Annotated in this window: 21 protein-coding genes; 11 read left to right on the top strand and 10 right to left on the bottom strand. The window is 64.9% G+C overall.

Annotated features, from left to right (window positions below):
* Nucleotides 1-14: 14 nt before the first annotated feature.
* From leuS to RVU70_RS12620, 3 genes are all read right to left on the bottom strand, one after another.
* Nucleotides 15-2,651: a leucine--tRNA ligase gene (leuS, locus tag RVU70_RS12630; protein WP_363346780.1), complete on the bottom strand. Its 2,637-nt coding sequence runs from the start codon at nt 2,649-2,651 to the stop codon at nt 15-17.
* 86 nt (nt 2,652-2,737) lie between these two features.
* Nucleotides 2,738-4,501 carry an AIPR family protein gene (locus RVU70_RS12625; protein WP_363346778.1) on the bottom strand — a complete coding sequence of 588 codons (1,764 nt, stop codon included), beginning with the start codon at nt 4,499-4,501 and terminating at the stop codon, nt 2,738-2,740.
* A 61-nt stretch (nt 4,502-4,562) separates the two neighbouring features.
* Nucleotides 4,563-5,150 (bottom strand): HdeD family acid-resistance protein, encoded by a 588-nt coding sequence (locus tag RVU70_RS12620; RefSeq protein WP_363346776.1) that lies wholly within the window; start codon nt 5,148-5,150, stop codon nt 4,563-4,565.
* Between the two features lie 160 nt (nt 5,151-5,310).
* On the opposite strand from RVU70_RS12620, the gene RVU70_RS12615 reads away from it, so the two are divergent.
* Nucleotides 5,311-5,985, top strand: a complete 675-nt coding sequence (locus RVU70_RS12615) for a YggS family pyridoxal phosphate-dependent enzyme (protein ID WP_363346774.1) — start codon at nt 5,311-5,313, stop codon at nt 5,983-5,985.
* Between the two features lie 6 nt (nt 5,986-5,991).
* Here the strand turns inward: RVU70_RS12615 and RVU70_RS12610 are convergent, their stop codons facing one another.
* Entirely contained in the window at nt 5,992-6,522 is a 531-nt protein-coding gene (locus RVU70_RS12610; protein ID WP_363346772.1) for a L,D-transpeptidase family protein, read from the bottom strand.
* 57 nt (nt 6,523-6,579) lie between these two features.
* Between RVU70_RS12610 and RVU70_RS12605 the strand changes: the two genes are divergently transcribed.
* The 5 genes from RVU70_RS12605 to RVU70_RS12585 all read left to right on the top strand — a co-directional run bounded on the left by RVU70_RS12605 (nt 6,580) and on the right by RVU70_RS12585 (nt 11,326).
* Nucleotides 6,580-7,164: a helix-turn-helix domain-containing protein gene (locus RVU70_RS12605; RefSeq protein WP_363346770.1), complete on the top strand. Its 585-nt coding sequence runs from the start codon at nt 6,580-6,582 to the stop codon at nt 7,162-7,164.
* Between the two features lie 72 nt (nt 7,165-7,236).
* Nucleotides 7,237-7,683: a cyclic nucleotide-binding domain-containing protein gene (locus tag RVU70_RS12600; protein WP_363346768.1), complete on the top strand. Its 447-nt coding sequence runs from the start codon at nt 7,237-7,239 to the stop codon at nt 7,681-7,683.
* 142 nt (nt 7,684-7,825) lie between these two features.
* Nucleotides 7,826-8,212, top strand: a complete 387-nt coding sequence (locus RVU70_RS12595; RefSeq protein WP_363346766.1) for a hypothetical protein — start codon at nt 7,826-7,828, stop codon at nt 8,210-8,212.
* 109 nt (nt 8,213-8,321) lie between these two features.
* On the top strand, nt 8,322-9,950 hold the full coding sequence (locus RVU70_RS12590) for an alpha-D-glucose phosphate-specific phosphoglucomutase (protein WP_363346764.1): 1,629 nt from the start codon (nt 8,322-8,324) through the stop codon (nt 9,948-9,950).
* Between the two features lie 59 nt (nt 9,951-10,009).
* Nucleotides 10,010-11,326 carry a DUF3422 domain-containing protein gene (locus RVU70_RS12585; protein WP_363346762.1) on the top strand — a complete coding sequence of 439 codons (1,317 nt, stop codon included), beginning with the start codon at nt 10,010-10,012 and terminating at the stop codon, nt 11,324-11,326.
* On the opposite strand, the gene RVU70_RS12580 is transcribed toward RVU70_RS12585, so the two are convergent.
* Together RVU70_RS12580 and RVU70_RS12575 are read right to left on the bottom strand one after the other, a co-directional pair.
* Entirely contained in the window at nt 11,327-11,587 is a 261-nt protein-coding gene (locus RVU70_RS12580) for an exodeoxyribonuclease VII small subunit (RefSeq protein WP_363346760.1), read from the bottom strand.
* Between the two features lie 56 nt (nt 11,588-11,643).
* Nucleotides 11,644-13,044, bottom strand: a complete 1,401-nt coding sequence (locus tag RVU70_RS12575; protein ID WP_363346758.1) for a cation-efflux pump — start codon at nt 13,042-13,044, stop codon at nt 11,644-11,646.
* Between the two features lie 108 nt (nt 13,045-13,152).
* Here RVU70_RS12575 and RVU70_RS12570 point away from each other — a divergent pair, with 108 nt between their 5' ends.
* The 3 genes from RVU70_RS12570 to RVU70_RS12560 all read left to right on the top strand — a co-directional run bounded on the left by RVU70_RS12570 (nt 13,153) and on the right by RVU70_RS12560 (nt 15,107).
* Nucleotides 13,153-13,593, top strand: a complete 441-nt coding sequence (locus tag RVU70_RS12570) for a VOC family protein (RefSeq protein WP_363346756.1) — start codon at nt 13,153-13,155, stop codon at nt 13,591-13,593.
* Between the two features lie 284 nt (nt 13,594-13,877).
* Nucleotides 13,878-14,345 carry a hypothetical protein gene (locus RVU70_RS12565; protein ID WP_363346754.1) on the top strand — a complete coding sequence of 156 codons (468 nt, stop codon included), beginning with the start codon at nt 13,878-13,880 and terminating at the stop codon, nt 14,343-14,345.
* 108 nt (nt 14,346-14,453) lie between these two features.
* Nucleotides 14,454-15,107, top strand: a complete 654-nt coding sequence (locus tag RVU70_RS12560) for a DedA family protein (RefSeq protein ID WP_363346752.1) — start codon at nt 14,454-14,456, stop codon at nt 15,105-15,107.
* Here RVU70_RS12560 and RVU70_RS12555 read toward each other — a convergent pair.
* A complete protein-coding gene (locus tag RVU70_RS12555) occupies nt 15,100-15,591 on the bottom strand; it encodes a DUF2244 domain-containing protein (RefSeq protein WP_363346750.1) in 492 nt (163 codons plus the stop codon). The two genes, RVU70_RS12560 and RVU70_RS12555, sit on opposite strands and share 8 nt — an antisense overlap.
* 49 nt (nt 15,592-15,640) lie before the next feature.
* Here RVU70_RS12555 and nth point away from each other — a divergent pair, with 49 nt between their 5' ends.
* Nucleotides 15,641-16,339 carry an endonuclease III gene (gene nth, locus RVU70_RS12550; protein WP_363346748.1) on the top strand — a complete coding sequence of 233 codons (699 nt, stop codon included), beginning with the start codon at nt 15,641-15,643 and terminating at the stop codon, nt 16,337-16,339.
* A gap of 12 nt (nt 16,340-16,351) precedes the next feature.
* Here nth and recN read toward each other — a convergent pair whose 3' ends face one another.
* Complete coding sequence (gene recN, locus RVU70_RS12545; protein ID WP_363346746.1) at nt 16,352-18,037, bottom strand: DNA repair protein RecN; 1,686 nt, start codon at nt 18,035-18,037, stop codon at nt 16,352-16,354.
* A 97-nt stretch (nt 18,038-18,134) separates the two neighbouring features.
* Between recN and RVU70_RS12540 the strand changes: the two genes are divergently transcribed.
* The gene (locus tag RVU70_RS12540) at nt 18,135-19,022 is read left to right on the top strand and encodes an alpha/beta hydrolase (RefSeq protein ID WP_363346744.1); all 888 of its coding nucleotides are present in this window, start codon (nt 18,135-18,137) and stop codon (nt 19,020-19,022) included.
* Here RVU70_RS12540 and RVU70_RS12535 read toward each other — a convergent pair.
* Both RVU70_RS12535 and lpxC read right to left on the bottom strand, forming a co-directional pair.
* Nucleotides 19,019-19,906, bottom strand: a complete 888-nt coding sequence (locus tag RVU70_RS12535; RefSeq protein WP_363346742.1) for an outer membrane protein assembly factor BamD — start codon at nt 19,904-19,906, stop codon at nt 19,019-19,021. The genes RVU70_RS12540 and RVU70_RS12535 overlap by 4 nt on opposite strands.
* A gap of 168 nt (nt 19,907-20,074) precedes the next feature.
* The gene (gene lpxC / locus RVU70_RS12530; protein ID WP_363346740.1) at nt 20,075-20,989 is read right to left on the bottom strand and encodes a UDP-3-O-acyl-N-acetylglucosamine deacetylase; all 915 of its coding nucleotides are present in this window, start codon (nt 20,987-20,989) and stop codon (nt 20,075-20,077) included.
* Nucleotides 20,990-21,113: the final 124 nt, after the last annotated feature.

Genomic DNA, 21,113 nt, shown 5'->3' with positions numbered 1-21,113 from the left:
TCCGCTGCGCCTTGTCACACGACCACATTGACGATCCTCTTCGGCACGAGAATGAACTTCTTGAGCGGCTTGCCTTCCATGGCGCGGAGGACGCCATCCTGCGCCAGCGCCTCTTTGCGAATCGTTTCCTCGTCGGCGTCATGCGCGACAATAATTTCCGCGCGTTTCTTGCCGTTGACCTGCACCGGCAGGGTTATCGTCTCCTGGGCCACCAGCGCCGGGTCGGCCACGGGCCAGGCCGCCTCGGATACCAGCCCTTTATGGCCAAGATCGGTCCAGCATTCTTCCGCGACATGCGGGGTCATCGGGGCGACGAGGCGGATGAGCGCGTCCGCCGCCTCGCGGAAGGCGAAAGCGAGATCGGCGCCGACGGGGGTCTCCGTCACCGCGTCGAGCGCCGCGGTCAATTCGCTGACGAATTCGCGGATGCGGGCGATGGCGCTGTTGAAGCGCAGGCGCTCGATGTTTTCGCTGACCTGCGCGACCGTCTTGTGCGTGGCCTTGCGCAGCTTCAGCGCCTCGGCGCCGATCTCGGCGGGCGAGGGCGCGCCCGCCGGGGCGGCGACGCGGCCGAGTTCTCCCGTGATGCGCCACAGGCGCTGCACGAAGCGCCAGGCGCCCTGGGCGCCTTCGTCCGACCAGATCACGTCGCGGTCGGGCGGGCTGTCGGAGAGCACGAAGAGCCGAGCCGTGTCGGCGCCGTAGCTTGCAACAATGTCGTCGGGGTCGACCGTGTTCTTCTTCGACTTTGACATTTTCTCGATCGGGCCGATCTCGACTTCGCCGGCGCCGTCGATCAGGAAAGCCCGGCGCTTGCCGCCCTCCCCCGCCTCGATGCGGATGGCCGCGGGCGAGACCCAGCCGTCGGGCCCCTTATAGGTCTCGTGGACGACCATTCCCTGCGTAAAGAGGCCCGAGAAGGGTTCGGCCGCGGCGGCGTGGCCGGAGTCGCGCATCGCGCGGGCGAAGAAGCGCGAATAGAGCAGATGCAGGATCGCGTGCTCGATGCCGCCGATATATTGATCGACCGGCAGCCAGCGCCCGAGCGCTTCCGCCGAAGCGGGCTCCCTGTCGTTGTGGGGGTCCGCGAAGCGCGCGTAATACCAAGACGAATCGACGAAAGTGTCCATGGTGTCCGTCTCGCGGCGCGCGGGCTTCCCGCAAGACGGACAGGGGACGTCCTTCCAGGTCGGATGGCGGTCGAGCGGATTGCCCGGCTGATCGAAGGTCACGTCCTCCGGGAGCGTGACCGGCAAATCGGCCTCGGGAACGGGCACGGGACCGCAGGTCTCGCAATGGATGATCGGGATCGGGCAGCCCCAATAGCGCTGGCGCGAAACGCCCCAGTCGCGGAGCTTGTAATTGACCTTGCGAACGCCCTGCGGCGCGTTGAAGAGCGCCGTCGTCTCCAGCCGGCTGGCGACATGCTCCTTCGCCTCGGGAACCGTGAAGCCGTTCAAAAACTCGGAGTTGACGAGCGTACCGTCGGCGTCGAAGGCCTCGCCGCTCTCGGCAATCTTCCTTTCGAGCCCCGCCGCGTCCTCGCCCGCCGGGCAGACGACGACTTTGAAGCCGAGCCCGTATTTGGTCGCGAAATCGAGGTCGCGCTGATCATGCGCCGGGCAGCCGAAGATCGCGCCCGTGCCGTAGTCCATGAGGATGAAATTCGCGACGTAGACGGGGAGCGTCCAGTTGGGATCGAAGGGATGCACGACGCGCAGCCCCGTGTCGAAGCCCTGTTTTTCGGCCGTCTCGATCGCCTCGGCGGACGTGCCGCCGCGGCGGCATTCCTCGCAGAAGGCGGCGAGCGCCTCATTCTTCTCGGCCGCCGCTTTGGCCAGCGGATGGTCGGCGGCGAGCGCGACGAATTTCGCGCCGAAGAGCGTATCGGCGCGGGTGGTGAAAACCTCGATCTCCTGCGCGTCGTCGAGCGGCGCTGCGAGCGCGAAGCGGACCAGCATGCCCTCCGAGCGGCCGATCCAGTTGCGCTGCATGAGCCGCACCTTCTCGGGCCAGCGGTCCAACGTGTCGAGCGCAGCGAGCAGCTCCACCGAATAGCTCGTGATTTTCAGGAACCATTGGGTCAGCTCGCGCTGTTCGACGAGCGCGCCCGAACGCCAGCCGCGTCCGTCGATGACCTGCTCATTGGCGAGCACGGTCATGTCGACCGGGTCCCAGTTCACCTTGGATTTCTTGCGGTCGACGATGCCCGCTTTCAGAAAATCCAGAAACAGCCGCTGCTGGTGCTTGTAATATTCAGGGTCGCATGTTGCGATCTCGCGCGACCAGTCGAGCGACAGGCCCAGCGTCTTGAGCTGGGCGCGCATGGCGGCGATATTGGCGTAGGTCCATTTGGCCGGATGCGCGCCGGTCTGCGCCGCCGCGTTCTCGGCCGGTAGGCCGAAGGCGTCCCAGCCCATCGGATGCAGGACGTCGAAACCCCGCCCGCGCATGAAGCGGGCGATGACGTCGCCCATAGAGTAATTGCGGACATGGCCCATATGGAGACGCCCCGACGGATAGGGGAACATCTCCAGCACGTAATATTTGGGCGCCGCGGGCTTGGCCCCCGCCTTGAAGACCTGCCGCTCCTCCCAGATTTTCTGCCACTTCGGCTCGGCTTCGGCGAAATTATAGCGGTCGGGTCTCATGCGGGGCGGCTGTCCGGTCGGAGCGGTCGAAATTCGCGCTCCTAAATGCCGGTCGGGAGGGGGGATGTCAAAGGGGCCGCGGTCTACTAGGCGACAATCTTTTCACGTATAGGCTTGAAAATTGGCTCATATGGTTGTTTGAGGCTCGCCACGAGTTGCGAAAACGAACGGAGTGTTTCCCTAACCTTGGTAGAATTCTTGAGGCCGTCACTTAGCGCTTCCACTAGATTAGCGTTGAGATTTGAGAGTGTTTCGACAGCAGGCAACCATAGTTTCGCTGCTTGCTCAGGTGTAGAATTTCCAAAGCTAAGCCTAAATCGGTTGGGTATCACTCGGTCGGATACGGTCTCCAGACATTCCCCGATAGCGGCAACTACGAGAAAAACTGAGCCGCGCCGCCGATAAAACTCAAGCTTTCCATTATCAGCAGCAGACATAGCTCCACCGGCCTCTTTGAGCCGCAGATTGAGCTTTTCCATTTCAACTGCTTTCAGGATAGAATAACAGAAGACTACATGTGCCGCCGTTAGGTCGTCATTAAAATACTTGCTGTATAGAACATCTTTCGACCATATTGCCGATTTTTCATTATAAGCGACGGTCGGGTCACCGTGGACAGCCGCGATTGCTTGGCCAACCGAATACGAAGGCAACAACTTTGGCCGTCGCTTAATTGCAGCCGAAATCCCTCCGCGCCTTCCCCCATCATACTCGGCGTCCGAGATCGCCTTCATTTCCTTTACTAAGCGCCTTTGGATTGGGTCAGTGCTTCTGAAATCGGATGCAGTAACCGCGTTCTGGCTATTGTTGTAACGCACTACATCGGCAACGAGGTCCTCGCTTTTAGTAGATATAAAGCGTGCCAGGACGTAGGCATTCCCTGGCGGATTACTTTCAGACGTTCCGATCGTGCCTGTAGTCTGAGCGCCATTCACAACCGAGAAGCCGTGAATCTTAACTTTCTTTTTCCCTTCGTCCTCGGCCACTTCGATATTATGGGTAAGAATAGTAAGACCGTTATTATAGACAAAGAAGTTATCAGGCGAAGATGCTAAAGACTTCTGCGTCTGATAGTTAATATTCGATTCTCTCGCTCTCATTCCAAGGAAGTCACGAACATTAGCTGAAAAGAGTTTTGTATTGTGTTTATCATACAGACTCTTTAGAAGAGCGAGTTGAATTGGCGCTACAAAACACCTCCACTCTCCTTCTTCGAACCGAAACCCGCTCGGGGTAGCGAATTCGACAGGCTCATCAACGAGAATGGGTGTACTTGTTTCGGTGTACAAGCGTTCAAGTACTTCCGAGGAAATTTCAACGGCTGTAACATTGGGCTTGCCATAATCAATGTAATGCGCTTTGAGGATCGAGTTCGCCGTAGACTCGACCGCCCTCAACTCAGTCTTTACATTTGTCGATCCGGGACAATTATGGACAAACCATATATAGACGCTCTCAATCTCGCCTGCTCTCAAAGATGCGCGGACCGCTTCCGCGCTCGCTTTGAGACGAGTTGGAACCATTTTGATATCGGCCTCGACTAAATAGGAAATCGCCTGACGAAGAGATGCCGCTTTCGATGCGCTCGCTTCTTTGCGTGTCTTTGTTGAAGTGTAAGCTTGGGCTACGATAAGCTTACCCTTATCCTTATCTATATATACGACGTCGCACCCTCTATCATCGGGGCCATCCACCACTGCGTCTGCGCCGATCGTATCAAGGTCGTCATACCCGAATTCCAAGGCCATCGCGAATAGTGCTAAGCCTGCGCTGCCAAACGCCTCTAGGTCGGACCGCTGCTCATACGCCGCGACCCAAGTTTCTCCAGCGGATGCCACTTTCGTCTCCATGCCGAATCTGGAAACTCAAAACCTAACCGAGCCGCTGCTGGAGACACAAGTTCGTTGACTGCTACCCGAACGCCCGCCGCTCCGCAGGCTTCGCCGCGAGCCCCATGGCGACCCAGCCGACCCCCTCGAAGAGCAGGTTCACGCCCAGAAACAGGCCGAGGACATAGAGGCCCGACGTCGGCCATTCGGCGAGAATCAGAACGCCGAGGACGAGGCTCAGCGCCCCGGCGACGGCGATGAGCTCCCATCGCGCCAGATGCCGAAGGTGGTAGGCGAGCGCAAGTTTGGCCACGCCGCAGGCGATGAGCAGCGCGCCGATCAGCGCCGTGAAGGAAACGGCGGCGAGAACCGGGAAGCGCGCGGCGGCGACGCCCGCCAGCAAGGTGAGCGCTCCGACGGCGCTCAGGAGCGCCGCGCGCCCCCAGGGGCGGATCTGAAAGGCGGTGATGATCTCCCAGCCTCCCGCAACCACCAGCGCCGCCGCGATATAGACGATGGCCACGACCGTGGCGGCGAAGACGTTGAACAGCGCGAAGACGCCGCCAATGATGAAAAGCGCGCCCAGCGCGACGACCCAGCCCCACTTGCGGCGGAAATGCGCCGTCGCCAGCGCCGGCGGATGGGTGTTGAAAGCCTCGCTGCTCGTCATGGTCAACCTCCCGCGCGCGCCGCCCCGCTGGGGACGACGGAGATTTACGCAGAGCTAACCGCCGCCGTGGCGACCGGTTCCACGGCGCGGACAAGTTCGTCCAGGGTCGCCGCCGCCACGCGGTCTTGCCCTCGCCGCGCGCGCGCCTTAACCAGCTTGCATGAGCATCATCGATCGCCTCAACGACACGAAGGCCGCCATTCGCCGCGCCGCCGACGATTGCGAACGGGACCCGGCGAGCGTCACGCTGGTCTGCGTGACGAAGACCTTTCCGGCCGAGGACATCGTTCCGCTGCTGGAGGCCGGGCATCGCGTCTTCGGCGAAAACCGCGTTCAGGAGGCCATGGGCAAGTGGCCGGGGCTTCGAGAGAGATTTGCGGGGGTCGAGCTGCATCTCATCGGCCCGCTTCAATCCAACAAGACCCGCGAAGCCGTCGAGACCTTCGACGTGATCCAGAGCGTCGACCGCGAGAAGATCGCCGCCGCGCTCGCCGAGGAGATGAAGAAACAGGGGAAGCGCCCGCGCCTCTTCGTGCAGATCAACACCGGCGCGGAGCCGCAGAAGGCGGGCGTTTTGCCGCAGGACGCCGACGCCTTCATCGCCGCCTGCCGGGAAAAATACGGCCTCGAGATCTCAGGCCTGATGTGCGTGCCCCCCGTCGACGAACAGGCGTCCCCGCATTTCGCCCTGCTCGCCGATATCGCCGCGAGGAACGGGCTCGAGGAGCTCTCCATGGGCATGAGCTCGGATTACGAGTTCGCCATCCAGCTCGGCGCAACCTATGTGCGCGTCGGCTCGGCGATCATGGGGACGCGGGAGTATGCGAAAAGCTGACGACGCCTAGCTCACGACGATTCGAGCGCCCCGTCCCAATCTCGACAGCAGCCGGCGCATGTCGCGCGCCCGCAGCGCAACGCAGCCGGCCGTAGGTCCGAGTTCCTCGGTCGCGATGTGGAAGAAGATGGCGCTGCCGCGGCCGCGCACGCGGGGGACGATATTGTAACCCATGACGCCGACGACGTCGTAAAGACCGTCTTCGCGCCACATCGCCTCGTGGCTGAGCCGCAATGGCGCACGCATCTTCCGGTTGTAGAGAAAGGCGCGCGGATCGTCGCACCAGACGTCTTCCCGGCGGATCAAGCGCCAGGGACGAGGGGCTGGCGCGGCGCGGCGCAGAAAGAATGACAGCAGCCGCCAACCTCCCGCCGGCGTCGCGCCGTCGCCCTCGCGCTTGTCGCGGACGATTCCGGCGCGGCCGATGGCGCAGGGGATGACAACGCCGCCCGCGCACATGCGCGCCTCATGCTGCTTGCCGCCGATGCGCCGCGCGACGCGTAGCGTCGTCAGTCGTCTTGCGCGCAGAAACTCCATGGAGGAAGATCGGGCCCTTCTGCTTTCTTGCCGTCATAGCAGAGAACGCCCCGTTCCATGACCCAAATTTTATTCGTCGCCGCTGGCCCGCAGCTTTTGGCGAGTCTCGAGGAGCAGATCGCTTGTTTCGGCGCTTATGCGCTTCATCCGCTCGGGGCCAGGGAAAGTTTCGCGTTTCCCCCTGACGCCCGCGATTCCGCAGCCGCGCTTCTCGACGCCGACTTCTGCGACGCCGCCGCGCTGGCCCGCGGCCTGCGGGCGCAGGGCTTCGCCGGTCCGATCATTCTCATCGGCGCCGCGTCTGACGACGCCGACGCGACGCTCACGCGCCCCTTCCGTTTCGCCGAGCTCTTGGCCCGCCTTGCCGCGCCTCCGAAAAACGCCAATGCAGGCGAAGACTTCGGCGCGCGCCTCACGGAAAAGGAGGCCGCGATCCTCGCACGGCTCGCACAAGCGCGCGGCGCCATTCTCACCAAGCAAGCCTTACTCGCCGACGTCTGGGGTTATGGTCCGAATGTCACCACGCGCACGCTGGAAACCCACATTCATCGCCTGCGTCGTAAGATCGAACAGGACCCTTCGCGCCCGCAAAGGTTGTTGACAGAAGACGGCGGCTACCGCTTGGCGAAGCCCGCGCGATGATGCGCAAAAAAGGCTGTGGGCGCCGCCACGCTTGCCACAAAAAAGCGACAGAATCCGCGCTTGAAAGACGCAATGACTCTCGATGACGAAATCGACAATTTAAGGCGTATTCCGCTTTTTGCCATCTTCGAGATCGGCGCTTTGCAGATGCTGGCCTTCGCCGGAGAAACGCGTCTGCTTCGTTCGGGCGATTTTCTGTTCCAGCGCGGCGAGGAGTCGGACGGCGGCTTCATACTGATGTTGGGGGCGATCGCCCTGGCGCCCCGCGAGGCGCGCCTGCCGGCGCAGGTGCTGCGGCCGTGGGCGCTGATCGGGGAAATGGCGCTGGTCGCCCCCTCATTGCGCCCGATCACGGCGCGCGCCGTGGAGCCGAGCACCGTGCTGAAAATCCGCCGCGCGCTTTTTCTGCAAATTCTCGAGCAGCACCCGTTGACCGCCGCGCGGGTGCGGGAGTTTTTTCGCGAGCGGCTCGTCGATTTTACGCGAGAGGCGGCCTCGGGATACGAGGGGCGCGACTGAGCGCGTTTACGCTACGCGTCGAAAAGACACAGAAATGCCTCTCGACGCGAAACGATTCCGGTTTAGATTTGGTTATTGACGCGTTAGCTCGGCGGGCGACGCGCCTCGCGTCAACGGCGCGCCCGCCAAGGGAGGTATGTCTATGCGTAAATGTCTCAAGCTGGCGCTTTCCGGCGCGCTTCTCGGCGCCATGACGGCGACCGCCATTCCGACAGACGTTCTCGCCGGCCCGATGGGCGTGGCCCCGCCCTCGACGGTCGGGCTCTCCGCCCCGGTCGATCAGGTCTGGTACCGCCGCGGGGGCTATGGCTACCGACGTCCGTATTATGGCGGCTACTATGGCGGTTATTATCGCCGCGGCTATAATCCCGGCGCGGCGGTTGCGGCGGGCGTCGGCCTCGGCCTGCTCGGCGCCGGCCTCGCGGCGGCCAACAGCAGCTACTACTATGGGGGCTATTACCCCTATTATAACTACGGCTACCCTTACTACGGATACGACTATTACAGCTATCCATCCTGGGGCTGGTGAGGTTCCCAAGGATCGAGAGTTTCGGCGGCGCGACAAAGCGCCGCCGTTTTTTTATCTGGTTCGGTCCATAGATAAGAGCACGATTGGCCAAGAGGCGCTCAGAGGCAGGATGATTAAAGAAATTGCGACGACCCCCTATGCGGACCAGCGTCCCGGCACCTCGGGCCTGCGCAAGAAGGTTCCGGTCTTTCAACAGCGCCATTATGTCGAGAATTTCGTCCAGTCGATCTTCGACTCCCTCGACGGCTTTGCAGGCCAAACCCTCGTCGTCGGCGGAGACGGCCGCTACTACAATCGCGAGGCGATCCAGACGATCCTGAAAATCGCGTCGGCCAATGGCTTCGGCCGAGCCGTCGTCGGCAAGGGCGGCATTCTGTCCACGCCGGCCGTCTCGGCGCTCATCCGATCGCTGAAGGCCTTCGGCGGCGTCGTTCTTTCCGCGAGCCACAATCCCGGCGGCCCCGACGGCGACTTCGGCGTCAAATACAACGTCGCCAATGGCGGGCCGGCGCCCGAGAAAGTCACCGAGGCGATCTACCAACGCACGAAGACGATCACGTCCTTCAAGATCGTGGAGGCCGCCGACGTCGACATCGACACGTTCGGCGCAACGCAGCTCGGCGACATGCGCGTCGAGATCGTCGACAGCGTCGAGAATTACGCCGCTCTGATGCAGACGCTCTTCGATTTCGACCGCATCCGCGACGCCTTCCGCAGCGGCTTCGCCATGCGCTTCGACGCCATGTCCGCGGTGACCGGCCCCTATGCGCACGCTATTCTCGAAGGCATGCTGGGCGCGGCGCCGGGCAGCGTGCTCAATGGCGCGCCTCTGCCCGATTTCGGCGGCCATCATCCCGACCCCAATCTGGTCCATGCGAAGCATCTCTACGATCTCGCGATGTCGCCGGCGGCGCCCGACCTTTGCGCCGCCTCCGACGGCGACGGCGACCGCAATCTCATCATCGGGCGCGGCCGCTTCGTGACGCCGTCGGACAGTCTCGCCATTCTCGCCGCCAACGCGCATCTCGCGCCGGGCTACAGGAGCGGCATTGCCGGCGTGGCCCGCTCCATGCCGACGAGCGGCGCCGCTGACCGCGTGGCGGAAAAACTCGGCGTCGCCCTTTACGAGACGCCGACGGGCTGGAAATTCTTCGGCAATCTGCTCGACGCGGGCCTCGTTACGATCTGCGGCGAGGAAAGCGCCGGCACCGGCTCGAATCATGTGCGCGAGAAGGACGGGCTCTGGGCCGTGCTGCTCTGGCTCGACATTCTCGCCGCGCGCAAACAGAGCGTCGACGCGATCGTGCGCGACCATTGGGCGACCTATGGCCGCAATTATTATTCGCGCCACGATTACGAGGAGGTCGACAGCGACGGCGCTCATGCGCTGATCAAGACGCTGCGCGACCGGCTGCCGGCGCTGAAAGGGAGGAGCTTCGGCGCCCTTCACGTCAAAGAGGCCGACGACTTCGCCTATCACGACCCGGTCGACGGATCTGACTCTTTGAACCAGGGTCTGCGCGTGATGTTCGAAGATGGGGCGCGCATCGTCTACCGCCTGTCCGGCACCGGCACGGCGGGCGCGACGCTGCGCGTCTATATCGAACGTTACGAGGCCGATCCGGCCAAGCAGTTCGGTGAAACGCAGCAGGCGCTCGCCGACCTCATTGCGCTCTCGCGCGAGATCGCGGAGATCGAGCGCTTCACAAAGCGCCGCGCGCCGAGCGTGATCACCTGACGCCCTCCGCTCGCCTTCTCTGGCCGCTCGACCTATAAGGACGGCCAAAGGGGGCGCGAATGAACGAAGCGGCAGCTGTCACGCAGTGGGTCGAGCACGAATCGCGCGCGCAGATTCTCGCCGAGCTGCACGCCCGGCCGTTTCTGCCGCTCGAGGTGCCCCGCCGCATCTATCACTTCGCTTTCGCCACCAATCACGAGGAGGCGGCGGCCGACCGTGCGGCTCTCGCGCATGTTGCGGCCGCGGGCAGCGTCGACGCGCCGGCGCCGGACGCGAAGTTCCACTATTTCCGCTTCCGCGACTGGCGCCTGCGCTGGGAGCAGCACACGGAATTCACGACTTACACCTGGTCGACAGGCGTGGACGCCGCAACGCCCTTCAGCCACCCGGATCCGGTGGCGACGGGCGAGATTTCCTTCCGCCCGCCGGGGCGGCTCATCGTCGCGGCGCATCTTTGCGTCGTGGACAGGGAGATTTCCCTCGAAGAGCTTGCGGCGCTCTTCAGTTCGCAAAGCCTGTGCGTGATCGGCCTCGGCAAGGAGGCGGCGCACGCCTTTGCCGATTTCGCGGTGGACGCCAAGGGCTTCACCCGCATGGCGATCCGCCTGCTGCATGCGCCGCCCTTGGAGGCCGGCCGCCTCGCGCAGCGGCTCCTGGAAGTCGAGACCTATCGCAGCATGGCGCTTCTGGGCCTGCCGCTCGCCCGCGCCATATCGCCCGACCTCGCCCGAATGGAGGAGGAGCTTTCCGAAATCACCCATGCGCTGCGCGCCACGCAGGATTCGCGAAGTAATCACGACCTCTTGAAACGCCTCTCCGACCTTCTCGCGGCCAATGAGGCGCTCCTCACGCGGTCCGCCTTTCGTTTCGGCGCGAGCCGCGCCTACCACGCGCTGGTGAAGAACCGGCTGGATCTGTTGCAGGAGACGAAGGAGGGGCAATATCCCACCATCTCCAATTTTCTCAACGCCCGCCTCGATCCGGCGGTTGAAACCTGCAACGCCGTGGAGGCGCGGCAGTCGCGCTTTTCGACCGACGTCGCGCGCACGACCAATCTCATGCGCACCGGGATCACGCTCGACATGGAGCGCCAGAACGGCGCGCTGCTCGACGACATGGTTCGCCGCACGCGCCTGCAGATGCGCCTGAACCGCATGGTTCAAGGCATTTCCGTCGCGGGCCTGGCTTATTATCTCGTGGGTCTCTTCGCCTTCGTCGCCAAGGGGCTGAAAGAGGCCGGCGTCATACCGGCCGCGCTTTCTGCCGACATGGTCGAGGCCATCGCCGTGCCCTTCGCCATTCTCGCCTCATGGGCTTTCATGGCCCGCGTGCGGCGCCTGTCAAACCGGGCGGCGAAAGAAGAGCAGGTCGACTGACTATTCGACGTCGAGCGGCGCGACGCCCTTTGGCGCGCCATTTTCGCCCAAAGTGATCTTCTCGACCCGCGCCTCCGCCTCGGCCAAGAGCTTCTCGCAGCGATCCTGCAGGGCCTTGCCGCGCGCATAGAGCCGCACCGAGTCGTCGAGCGAGACGGAGCCTTTCTCCAATTCGCCGACGATGCGCTCCAGCTCCTGCATCGCCTTCTCGAAAGGCAGGGCGGTGAGGTCTTCGGCGGCGCCTGGGTTTTCTTGGGTCATGGCGGTTTTCTAACCCAGCCGGGCTCCCTTGGCTATTGTAGAGAGCGCGCGCCGCGTCAGTGGTCGGCCGGCTCTGCATGACCGACGATGCGCAGGATTTCCGGGAACGCCTCCCTCACGCGGCGTTCGAGTTCGTCGACGGCGGCATGGACGACCTCGACCGGAACCGCAGCGTCCACGGCGCAGTGAAAATTCACCACGAGGCCGCCGGAGGTCTCCCGCACCCGCACGTCGTGGATGTCGGCGATATAGCCGACGTCGCCGCCGTAGCGGTCGAGCGCCTCGGCGATCTCCTCCGCAAGGAGGCCGCGCAGGTCGCGCCCGATGAGCACATGGGCGGTCAGCGGTTCGATGTGGGTCTCGATCTCGACGTCGGACCCGAATTCGTCGCGGATGGCGCTTTCGAAATCCGTCGCGATGGCGTGGGCGCGGCCGATCGGCATCGCGCCCTCCACTTCGATGTCGAGCCCGATGGAGAGCCGGTCGCCGATCTGCTGGACGATCACATGATGGGCCATGAGATGGCGGCGCGCGGCGACGAGCATGATGCGCTCGACGACCGTCTCGTCGTCGACGGCCAGCGCGTCAGCTGTGACGGTGATGCGCGCATGCGGCGCGACCGCGCGGATTGCGTCGCAGACGCCCGCCTTGATCCGCGCCGCCTGCTCCACGCGCAATGTGCGGGCGACGCCGATCGTCGCCTCGCCGATCACCTCGGGGCCGGCGCTGCGCAGGCGCAGCGTTTCGAGCCTCATCACGCCCGGCGCGTCGAGGATCGCGCGCTCGATCTGCGGGCTGAGCTCGCGCGGGGCGGCGTCGAGCAGCGTGTCGATGGTGCGCCGGCCGAGGCGATAGCCGGCGATGGCGATAAAGCCCGCGACGCCGAAAGAGGCGAGCGCGTCGCCCTGGGGAAACCCGTATTGAGCCGCGGCCACGCCGATCAGCGCGAGGACCGAGGAGACGAGATCGCTGGCGAAATGAATGGCGTCGGCGGCGAGCGCGTCGCTGCGCTCTTCTTTGGCGATGGCGCTGAGCTGCCGGGAACGGACGAAATCGACGACGATCGAGACGACGAGCACGCCATAGGCCGGCCAGCCGGCCAAAATCTCGACATTGGCCTCGCCCAGCCGGCGGATCGCTTCGCCCACGACGATGAGCGCCAGGCCGAAGAGCAGGCCGGTCTCGACAAGCGCGGCAAGCGCCTCATATTTTCCGTGACCGTAGTGATGCTCGGCGTCGGCGGGCTTCTCCGCTTCCCGCACGGCGTAATAGGTCAGCGCGGTCGCGCCCGTGTCGACAAACGCATGGCCAGCTTCGGATAGAAGCGCGAGCGAGCCCGACCAGAGCCCCGCCGCGAGCTTGGCTGCGGCGAGAACGGCGCTGGCGGCGATCGAGGCCCGGGCGGCGGCGAGCTTGCGGCTGGCCCCGGCGGCGTGGAACGCTCTGGCTTCGGTCATGCTGGCCCTCTATAGGCGCAAGGGTTCACAGCCGCTGCCTAGCAAGACCGCCGCGAGACGGCAAACCGGCCGACCGTCGACAAAGGCCGCTCGATGAGGAGTTTTAGGATGAAGTTTCTGCATTCGATGATCCGCGTGGGCGATCTCGACCGCTCCCTGCATTTTTTTTGCGACATTCTCGGCCTTCGGGAAGTGCGCCGCACCGAGAATGAAAAGGGCCGATATACGCTCGTTTATCTTGCGGCGCCCGCCGATTTCGAAGAGGCCAAGCGCAGCGGCGCGCCGACCGTCGAATTGACCTTCAATTGGGACGAACATGAATATGGCGGCGGCCGCAATTTCGGCCACCTGGCCTTCGCCGTCGACGACATTTACGAGGTCTGCGAACGGCTTCAAAAAGCGGGCGTGACCATTTCCCGGCCGCCGCGCGACGGCCATATGGCGTTTGTGCGCACGCCCGACGCGATTTCGATCGAATTGCTGCAAAAGGGCCAGCCGCTTCCCCCCAAGGAGCCCTGGGCCTCCGCGGCGAATGTCGGCGTCTGGTGACGCACAGACGGCGCTGCGTCGCACAAGCTTGATGGGCTGCTTGCCTCTTCGCATGCGCAGCGACAATTTTTCCGCGCGCGTATGAAACTTCGACGCGAGTGGCGCGTTGAGCAATCAGAGGCGCTGCAAGGGCCGCGGCGTCTCGTCGCCATACAACTTGTCGCTGCTCGTCGTCACCCGGTCACAGTCGGAGCGTAAGAGCAGAACCGCATTGCGGGCCGTGAGCTCAAAGAGCCTCATGGCTCAGTCGATGCGCCCGGGCTGGATGTCCAGGCCGGGGTTGGATGGGCGGTTCATCGGCGGTTAAGCCGGCGCCGTCCAGCTTTTCATCGAAGCGCGCAACGACGCGCCAAAGAAGAGGGTTAAAGAGGCTGAAACAACAAGCGGAGGACAACATGCTGGTTGCGGATCTCATTCATTCCTGCTCCAACGAAATGGTCGCCCAGGCTGCACTTTCGTGCATTGGCGGCCGCTTCGCAGAGCGCGTGCGCACCGCCGCGCAAGAGAAGGGCATGAGTGTCGGGAGATTCGTCGCCGCGGTTGTACGTAATTTCGCGCGTCGGGCGGATGAAGGAGTCCGCGACGCGCTGCGTGAGAGGATTAATGGCGTCGACCAGCCTTTGCTGATGGGCCTGCGCGCGGTGCTCGAACCCGCGCTCGAGGACGGCGCGCTGTTTGTCGACGACGATCTCATTCTCACCCGGCCCGTGCCGGTCGGATTGAACTGCGCGGCCGTGCATCAATATCAGTAGCAGCCCTTCGGCTTTACGCACCGAAAGCGACATCGCCCCAGGCGGTGTCGCTTTCTTGCTTTTGGAGCCTATATCTGCCGGTAGCGGGGCGTTTCGCATCGGTGGAAGATGGGCCATTTTCTCGATCAGGCGCAAATCGCCTCCATCCTTTCGACTTACGGCTACTGGGCGATTTTCATCATCGTGGCGCTGGAAAGCGCCGGCCTGCCCTTGCCCGGCGAAACCATGCTCGTCGGCGCCTCGATCTACGCGCGGCTCACGGGCGCGCTTTCAATTGAAACGATCGTGCTCGCCGCAGCCGGCGGGGCGATTGTCGGCGACAATATCGGCTATTGGATCGGCCGGGAGTTCGGCTATCGCTTCCTCGAAAAGCATGGCTGGCGCGTGGGGATCGGCGCGAACAAGCTGCGGCTCGGACAATATCTCTTCTATAAATGGGGCGGAGCCATCGTCTTCTTCGGGCGCTTCGTCGCGCTTTTGCGAATTCTCGCGGCCCTGCTCGCCGGCGCCAATCATCTTCCCGCCGGACGCTTCTTCTTTTTCAACGCCGCGGGCGGCGTCGTCTGGGCGATGGTCTTCGGCTTCGGCGCCTATTACCTGACGGCCGGCTTCGAGAAAGTGCACGGGTCGCTGGCGACGTTGGGCGTCGTTGCGGCCGTCGGGGGCGCGTTCGCGCTATGGCGCTTCTACAAGCTCAACGAGGCGCGGTTGATGCGCGAGGCGGAGAATGTGATGACCCAGCGCCGGAGCGGTTCTAGCTGAACCGCGGACCGAGCCGCGCGGCGGCAAGCGCGCGCGACAGGTTTTCGGCAAGTTCCGCCTTTTGGTCGGGCCCGAGAAAACTGCCCACCTCGACCGCTTCGCCGCGAAAGACCAGCACGAGGCTTTGCATGCCGAATTCCTCGTGCACTTTCTGTTCGAGCCGCACCCAGGAAGGGTTGAATCGCCACTCGCGGCGCCGCCCGCCGGCGCCGACCTTCGCGAAGACGAGTTCGAGCGGCGTGACGTCGAGCGTCTCATAGGCGCGGGCGTCGCGGAAATTCACGCGGAAGGCGATGAACAGCGCGAGCGCGTCGAGGCCCATGAAGCCCGCGACCGGCCACGCCCCCATGACCAGAAAGGGCACGGCGAAGGCGCCTTGCGCGACGCAAAAGACCGCGATCAGCAGGTAGAAGCCGCGGGGCGTCAATGAGCGGTGCGGCGTCAGGCGCGTTTGAAAGATCGGTTCGTCAAAAGGGTCCAGCATGGATGAACGGCGTCTTTCGCCCCTCCAGACGTAAAGATATAACGCGGCGATGACAGGAAGGAACAGCGCAGGCTCAAAGAGCCCGGCAAGGGGGCGCAAGCGTGCTTTGCCGGCCGCGGAGGCGGCGCGAATCGCGGCGATCTTCGCCCGTCTCGCGGAGGCCAATCCGGAGCCCAAGGGCGAACTTCGCTACACGAACCCGTTCACGCTGCTCGTCGCCGTCGTGCTTTCCGCACAGGCGACGGACGCCGGGGTGAACAAGGCGACGCCGGCGCTCTTCGCCCTGGCCGACACGCCCGAGAAGATGGTCGCGCTCGGCGAGGAGCGGGTGCGCGAGGCGATCAAGACCATCGGCCTTTTCCGAAACAAGGCGAAGAATGTCGTGGCGCTCTCGCACATGCTGATCGAACGGCACGGCGGAAAGGTGCCGCAGACGCGGGACGAGCTCACCGCCCTGCCCGGCGTCGGCCGCAAGACGGCGAATGTCGTGCTCAACATCGCCTTCCATCAGCCGACCATCGCCGTCGACACGCACATCTTCCGCGTGTCCAACCGCCTGCCGATCGCCAAGGGCGCGACGCCGGAGGCGGTCGAAGCCGGCCTCGAGGCGGTTGTGCCGGAGAAATATTTATTGCACGCGCACCACTGGCTTATTTTGCACGGCCGCTACGTGTGCAAGGCGAGAAAGCCCGAATGCGCGCGGTGTCTTCTGTTCGATCTGTGCAAGTTCAAGCAGAAGACGGCGTAGCGCCATTTCGCCTCAGCGCAGGTCGGATGAGGGCTCCAGCAACCGCATCGCCGCCGCGCGGGCCTCGTCGGTGATCGCCGCGCCCGACAGCATCCGGGCGATCTCCTCGCGCCGCTCGCCCTCGGCGAGAACGGCGACGCGCGTCGCGACGCGCTTCTCCTTGCCTTTGGTCGCCGCCCCCTTGCTGATGCGCAAGTGCCGGCTGGCGCGCGCGGCGACTTGCGGCGCATGCGTCACCGCCAGCACTTGCGCGCGGCCGGCGAGCCGCGCGAGGCGCTGGCCGATGGCGTCCGCGACCGCGCCGCCGACGCCCGTGTCGATTTCGTCGAAGACAAGGGTGGGCGCCGAGCCGCGGTCCGCGAGAACGACCTTCAGGGCCAGCATGAAGCGCGCGAGTTCGCCGCCCGAGGCGACCTTGGTCAGCGGCCCCGGGCGTGAGCCCGGATTGGTCTGCACCCAGAATTCGACGCGGTCGATCCCCTCCGGCCCCGCGCTTTCGGGATCGCTCGTCACCTGCGTGGCAAAATGCGCTCCTTCGAGCTTCAAGGGCTTGAGTTCGCCGTCGACCAAGGCGTCGAGCTTCTTGGCCGCCTTGTGGCGCGCGGCGGAAAGCGCGCGCGCGGCGTCGTCATAAGCGGCCTTGGCCGCATCGAGGGCCTTGCCGAGCTGAACGCGCCGCGCCTCCGAAGCGTCGAGCGCGGCGATGTCGTCAGCGAATTTCTGAGCGAGCCTTGGCAACTCCGGCACGCCCACCTGATATTTGCGCGCGGCGCCGCGCAGCGCGAACAGCCGCTCCTCGACGCGCTCCAGCTCCGCCGGGTCGAAGCGCGTTTCGGCAAGCGCCTGCTCCAGCGCCTGCTCGGCGAGGCCGAGCGCGTCGACCGCCTGTGACAGGGCGCGCGCCGGCGGCTCCAGAAGATTGGACGCCTGCGTCACGCGCCGCTCCAGCCGCCGCGCGGCATGAGCGATCTCGGCGGCGGGCGCGCGCTCGTCGGCGAAAGCCGCCAGCGCGTCGCGGATGTCGGTCGCAACCTTCTCGGCGCGTTGCATGAACAAGCGGCGCTCCGCCAACGCCTCCTCCTCGCCCGCCTCGGGCGCGAGTTTGGTCAGCTCGTCGTGGGCGTGGCGCAGATAATCGGCGTCGGCGCGCGCCTTGGCGATGCGCGCCTCCTCCTCGGCGAGGGCGCGGCGCGCCGCCTGCCAGGCGGCATATTTGGCGCGCACGTCGTTCGCTTGCGCGGCGAGGCCGCCATGCGCGTCGACGAGCGCGCGATGGGCGCTCGGATCGACCAGGGCGCGGTCGTCGTGCTGGCAATGGATCTCGACGAGTTCGCGGCCAATGGCGCGCAGCGCCTGCGCCGTCGCCGGTTGATCGTTGACGAAGGCGCGGGTGCGCCCGTCGGCCGCCTGCACCCGGCGCAGCACCATCTCGTCGTCGCTGGCGAGTCCGAATTCGCGCGCGGCGAGATGCGCCGGATGATCGGCCGGCAGGTCGAAGACCGCCGTCACCTGCCCCTGTTCGCAGCCGGCGCGCACGAGCGAGGCGTCGCCGCGCCCGCCGAGCGCCAGGACGAAAGCGTCGAGCAGGATCGACTTGCCCGCGCCCGTCTCGCCGGTGAGCGTCGTCAGCCCCGGCCCGAAGTCGAGATCGAGCGCGTCGATCAGCACGATGTCGCGGATGGACAGACGGACCAGCATGACGCTTAACTCTAGTCGCTTGGCGCGCGCGGGGGGCGGCGCGGCGCTCATAATTCTGTGGACGGAAAGACGATTCGCCGTTTTCCAGGAGGTTGGCATGGCCGATGACGAAATCAACGGAATTCGCGCCTTGCTCTCCAGCAAGCCCCGGCCTGTCGGCTGGGCGGAGCGGCGCGCGCGGATCGAGGAAGTCGGCGCCCACTGGGCGGTCGCGCCGGATATTTCGTTGACGCCCGTCAGCATCGGCGGGCTTGCGGCCGAGTGGTCGCGCGCGCCGGGCGCCGACCCGTCCCGCGTTCTGCTGTTCTTTCACGGCGGCGGCTATTGCTCGGGCTCGATCGTGAGCCACCGGCGCATGGTCACCGAGGCGGGCCGCGCCGCCGGCGTGCGGACGCTCGCGGTCGCCTATCGGCTGGCGCCGGAGCACCCCTTCCCCGCCGCCTATGACGACGCCTTCGCAGCCTGGCGCTTCCTGCAGGCGCAGGGGATTCCGGCGACGAAAATCGTGGTCGGCGGCGACAGCGCGGGCGGCGGGCTTTCTCTGGCGCTCTCGATGCGGCTGTGCGATCTGGGCGAAGCGACGCCCGCCTGCCTGTGGCTTTCGTCGCCCTGGACGGATTTGACCATGTCGGGCGAGACGCTCGCGACCAAAGACGCCGTCGATCCGTTGATCCACAAGCCCTATCTCGAGGAGCTTGCGAGCGCCTACGTTCCCGCGGGCGTGGATCGGAGAGACCCGCGGCTCTCGCCGCTCAACGCAGACCTCAAGGGTCTGCCGCCCGTGCTCATCCAGGTGGGATCGGACGAGACCCTTCTCTCCGACTCAACGCGTTTCGCGGCGGCGGCGGGCGCAGCCGATGTGGCGGCGACGCTCGAAATCTGGCCGCATATGATCCACGCGTGGCCGCTCTGGAACGCGGGGCTTGCCGACGGCCGGCGCGCGCTGGCGCAGGCCGGCCGCTTCATGCGGACGCATATGGCTTAGATGGCGTGCAGCGTCTTGCCGATCTTGGAGAGCCAGCTGTCGGTATATTCGTGGGGGGCCAGCCCGTCGGTCTTCAACAGCGCGACGGCGTCCTTGTACCACTGCGAATCCGGGTAATTGTGCCCCAGAATGGCGGCGGCCGTCTGCGCCTCATTGGTGACGCCCATGGCGAGATAGGCTTCGGTAAGGCGATAAAGCGCCTCTTCCGTGTGGCGGGTCGTCTGATATTTGCCGAGCACGTCGTGGAATCGGTTGATGGCGGCGGGGTAATTCTTGCGGTTCAAATAGAACCGCCCGACCTGCATTTCCTTGGCGGCGAGCTGGTCGCGGGCGACGCCCATCTTGTAACGCGCGTCGGCGACATATTCCGACTTTGGATATTTCGTAATGAGCTCGTTGAAAATCTGCAGCGCCTTCTCCGCCGAAGACTGATCGCGCATCACGTCCGGCACCTGATTATAATAGGACATGCCGGCGATGTAATAGACGTAGGGCGTGTCCGCCGAGTTCGGATAAAGGCCGATGTAGCGCTGCGCCGACTGCACCGCATCGTCGTAAGCGGGCTTTTCGAACTGCGCGTGGAGAGTCATGAGCAGGCCCTTGCGCGCCCATTCCGACGAGGGATAGCTCTTTTCGAGCTCCGAAAACTTCTTCGCCGCGGCCTCGTAATCCTTCGACTTCAGCTTGGCCAGGCCCTGATTGTAGAGGGTGTCCGCCGGGATGTCGGGCGTGACCTCCATCTTGTATTTTTCGCCGCCGCCGAAGAGGCCGAAGCCGCTGGTGAGCGAGTCCATGATGTCGGCGCGGGCAGGCGCGGCGGAGAACGCGAGCGCGGCGGCCGCGGCGAGCCAAGCGGACGAACGGACGGAAACAAAAAACGACATATCGAGAGCCCCTTGCGGCCGGGAGCAGCTTAACGCTGCCGGGCGCGTTCTAGCCTAATCCGCCAAGCCCCGCCACTCGCGGCGCCGGGACGGCCCGCGTCGTCGCGGCGCTGGCGGCGCGCGGCGACGGACAATGATGGTTAAGGGAAGGCTTTTCTTCTGGCGAGATTATGGCGAGGGCCGAAGCATGGGGGGCTCGCCCGTCGCCGTCGCCGCCTCCCGCACGAGCGCCCCTGCCTGCATCGCCGCCTCGAGCAGCGCCAGATTGAGCCCGTGCCCACCCCTGAAGGAGCGGAAAGCGCCGACGATCGGCGCGCCGGCAAGGGCAAGGTCCCCCACCACGTCGAGCATCTTATGGCGCAGGCATTCGTCGGCGTAGCGCAGGCCTTGGGGGTTCAGGACGATCTCGCCGTCGAGCACCACGGTATTTTCCAAAGTGGCGCCGAGGGCGAGCCCCGCGCGCCAGAGACGCTCCGCGTCGCGCAGGAAGCCGAAGCTGCGGGCGCGCGCCAATTCCACACGAAATGTCTCGGGCGTCAGCGCCAACCTGCGGCGTTGCCGGCCGATCGGTCTCTCGAAGGCGATTTCGACATCGAGAGTGAGGCCGTGCGCGGCCGGAGCCAGCTCCGCCCAGCCGGCGCCCTGCGAGACCCTTACGGGCTCGACGACGCGCAGCGAGGTCCGCGGGGCGGCAAGCGCGACGACGCCCGCCTCGTCGATCGACTCGGCGAAGGCCTGCGCCGATCCGTCCATCGCGGGGATTTCCTCGCCCTCGACGAGGACGAAGGCGTTGTCGACGCCAAGACCCGCAAGCGCGGCCAGAAGATGTTCGACGGTCGAGACGCTCGCCTGGCCGGACGACAGGCGCATGCGCATTTGGGTCGCGTCGACCCCGCGCCAGTCGGCGTGCAGCTCGACGCCGTCGACGCCAAACACGATCCCGGAACCGGCGGCCGCGGGGAGAAGCGTCACACGCGACGGGCGATCGCTATGAACGCCCCGGCCAGCAAGCGTCGCCGGGCGAGCGAGCGTGGTCTGCGCCGCATATGCGGGGCGGCATGGAACCGCTGAGGGTCGAGACATCGGGCGAATGAGAGAAATCCTCCCGCGTGAGGCCGGGCCGACGGTCCGCTTGTCTACGGTCGAGATTAGCCCAATCCGACCGCCGGGCTCCAGTAACGCTTTTTTACAGTTTGTGACAACCGGC

The sequence above is a fragment of the Methylocystis echinoides genome, from assembly GCF_040687965.1.
Classification (GTDB): domain Bacteria; phylum Pseudomonadota; class Alphaproteobacteria; order Rhizobiales; family Beijerinckiaceae; genus Methylocystis; species Methylocystis echinoides_A.
This window is presented reverse-complemented; position numbering and strand designations above follow the sequence as displayed.

Coding starts and splice junctions, on each gene's coding strand:
- leuS (WP_363346780.1), bottom strand. CDS start 2,651: ATGAGACCCGACCGCTATAATTTCGCCGAAGCCGAGCCGAAGTGGCAG.
- RVU70_RS12625 (WP_363346778.1), bottom strand. CDS start 4,501: ATGGAGACGAAAGTGGCATCCGCTGGAGAAACTTGGGTCGCGGCGTAT.
- RVU70_RS12620 (WP_363346776.1), bottom strand. CDS start 5,150: ATGACGAGCAGCGAGGCTTTCAACACCCATCCGCCGGCGCTGGCGACG.
- RVU70_RS12615 (WP_363346774.1), top strand. CDS start 5,311: ATGAGCATCATCGATCGCCTCAACGACACGAAGGCCGCCATTCGCCGC.
- RVU70_RS12610 (WP_363346772.1), bottom strand. CDS start 6,522: ATGGAGTTTCTGCGCGCAAGACGACTGACGACGCTACGCGTCGCGCGG.
- RVU70_RS12605 (WP_363346770.1), top strand. CDS start 6,580: ATGACCCAAATTTTATTCGTCGCCGCTGGCCCGCAGCTTTTGGCGAGT.
- RVU70_RS12600 (WP_363346768.1), top strand. CDS start 7,237: ATGACTCTCGATGACGAAATCGACAATTTAAGGCGTATTCCGCTTTTT.
- RVU70_RS12595 (WP_363346766.1), top strand. CDS start 7,826: ATGCGTAAATGTCTCAAGCTGGCGCTTTCCGGCGCGCTTCTCGGCGCC.
- RVU70_RS12590 (WP_363346764.1), top strand. CDS start 8,322: ATGATTAAAGAAATTGCGACGACCCCCTATGCGGACCAGCGTCCCGGC.
- RVU70_RS12585 (WP_363346762.1), top strand. CDS start 10,010: ATGAACGAAGCGGCAGCTGTCACGCAGTGGGTCGAGCACGAATCGCGC.
- RVU70_RS12580 (WP_363346760.1), bottom strand. CDS start 11,587: ATGACCCAAGAAAACCCAGGCGCCGCCGAAGACCTCACCGCCCTGCCT.
- RVU70_RS12575 (WP_363346758.1), bottom strand. CDS start 13,044: ATGACCGAAGCCAGAGCGTTCCACGCCGCCGGGGCCAGCCGCAAGCTC.
- RVU70_RS12570 (WP_363346756.1), top strand. CDS start 13,153: ATGAAGTTTCTGCATTCGATGATCCGCGTGGGCGATCTCGACCGCTCC.
- RVU70_RS12565 (WP_363346754.1), top strand. CDS start 13,878: ATGGGCGGTTCATCGGCGGTTAAGCCGGCGCCGTCCAGCTTTTCATCG.
- RVU70_RS12560 (WP_363346752.1), top strand. CDS start 14,454: ATGGGCCATTTTCTCGATCAGGCGCAAATCGCCTCCATCCTTTCGACT.
- RVU70_RS12555 (WP_363346750.1), bottom strand. CDS start 15,591: ATGCTGGACCCTTTTGACGAACCGATCTTTCAAACGCGCCTGACGCCG.
- nth (WP_363346748.1), top strand. CDS start 15,641: ATGACAGGAAGGAACAGCGCAGGCTCAAAGAGCCCGGCAAGGGGGCGC.
- recN (WP_363346746.1), bottom strand. CDS start 18,037: ATGCTGGTCCGTCTGTCCATCCGCGACATCGTGCTGATCGACGCGCTC.
- RVU70_RS12540 (WP_363346744.1), top strand. CDS start 18,135: ATGGCCGATGACGAAATCAACGGAATTCGCGCCTTGCTCTCCAGCAAG.
- RVU70_RS12535 (WP_363346742.1), bottom strand. CDS start 19,906: ATGTCGTTTTTTGTTTCCGTCCGTTCGTCCGCTTGGCTCGCCGCGGCC.
- lpxC (WP_363346740.1), bottom strand. CDS start 20,989: ATGTCTCGACCCTCAGCGGTTCCATGCCGCCCCGCATATGCGGCGCAG.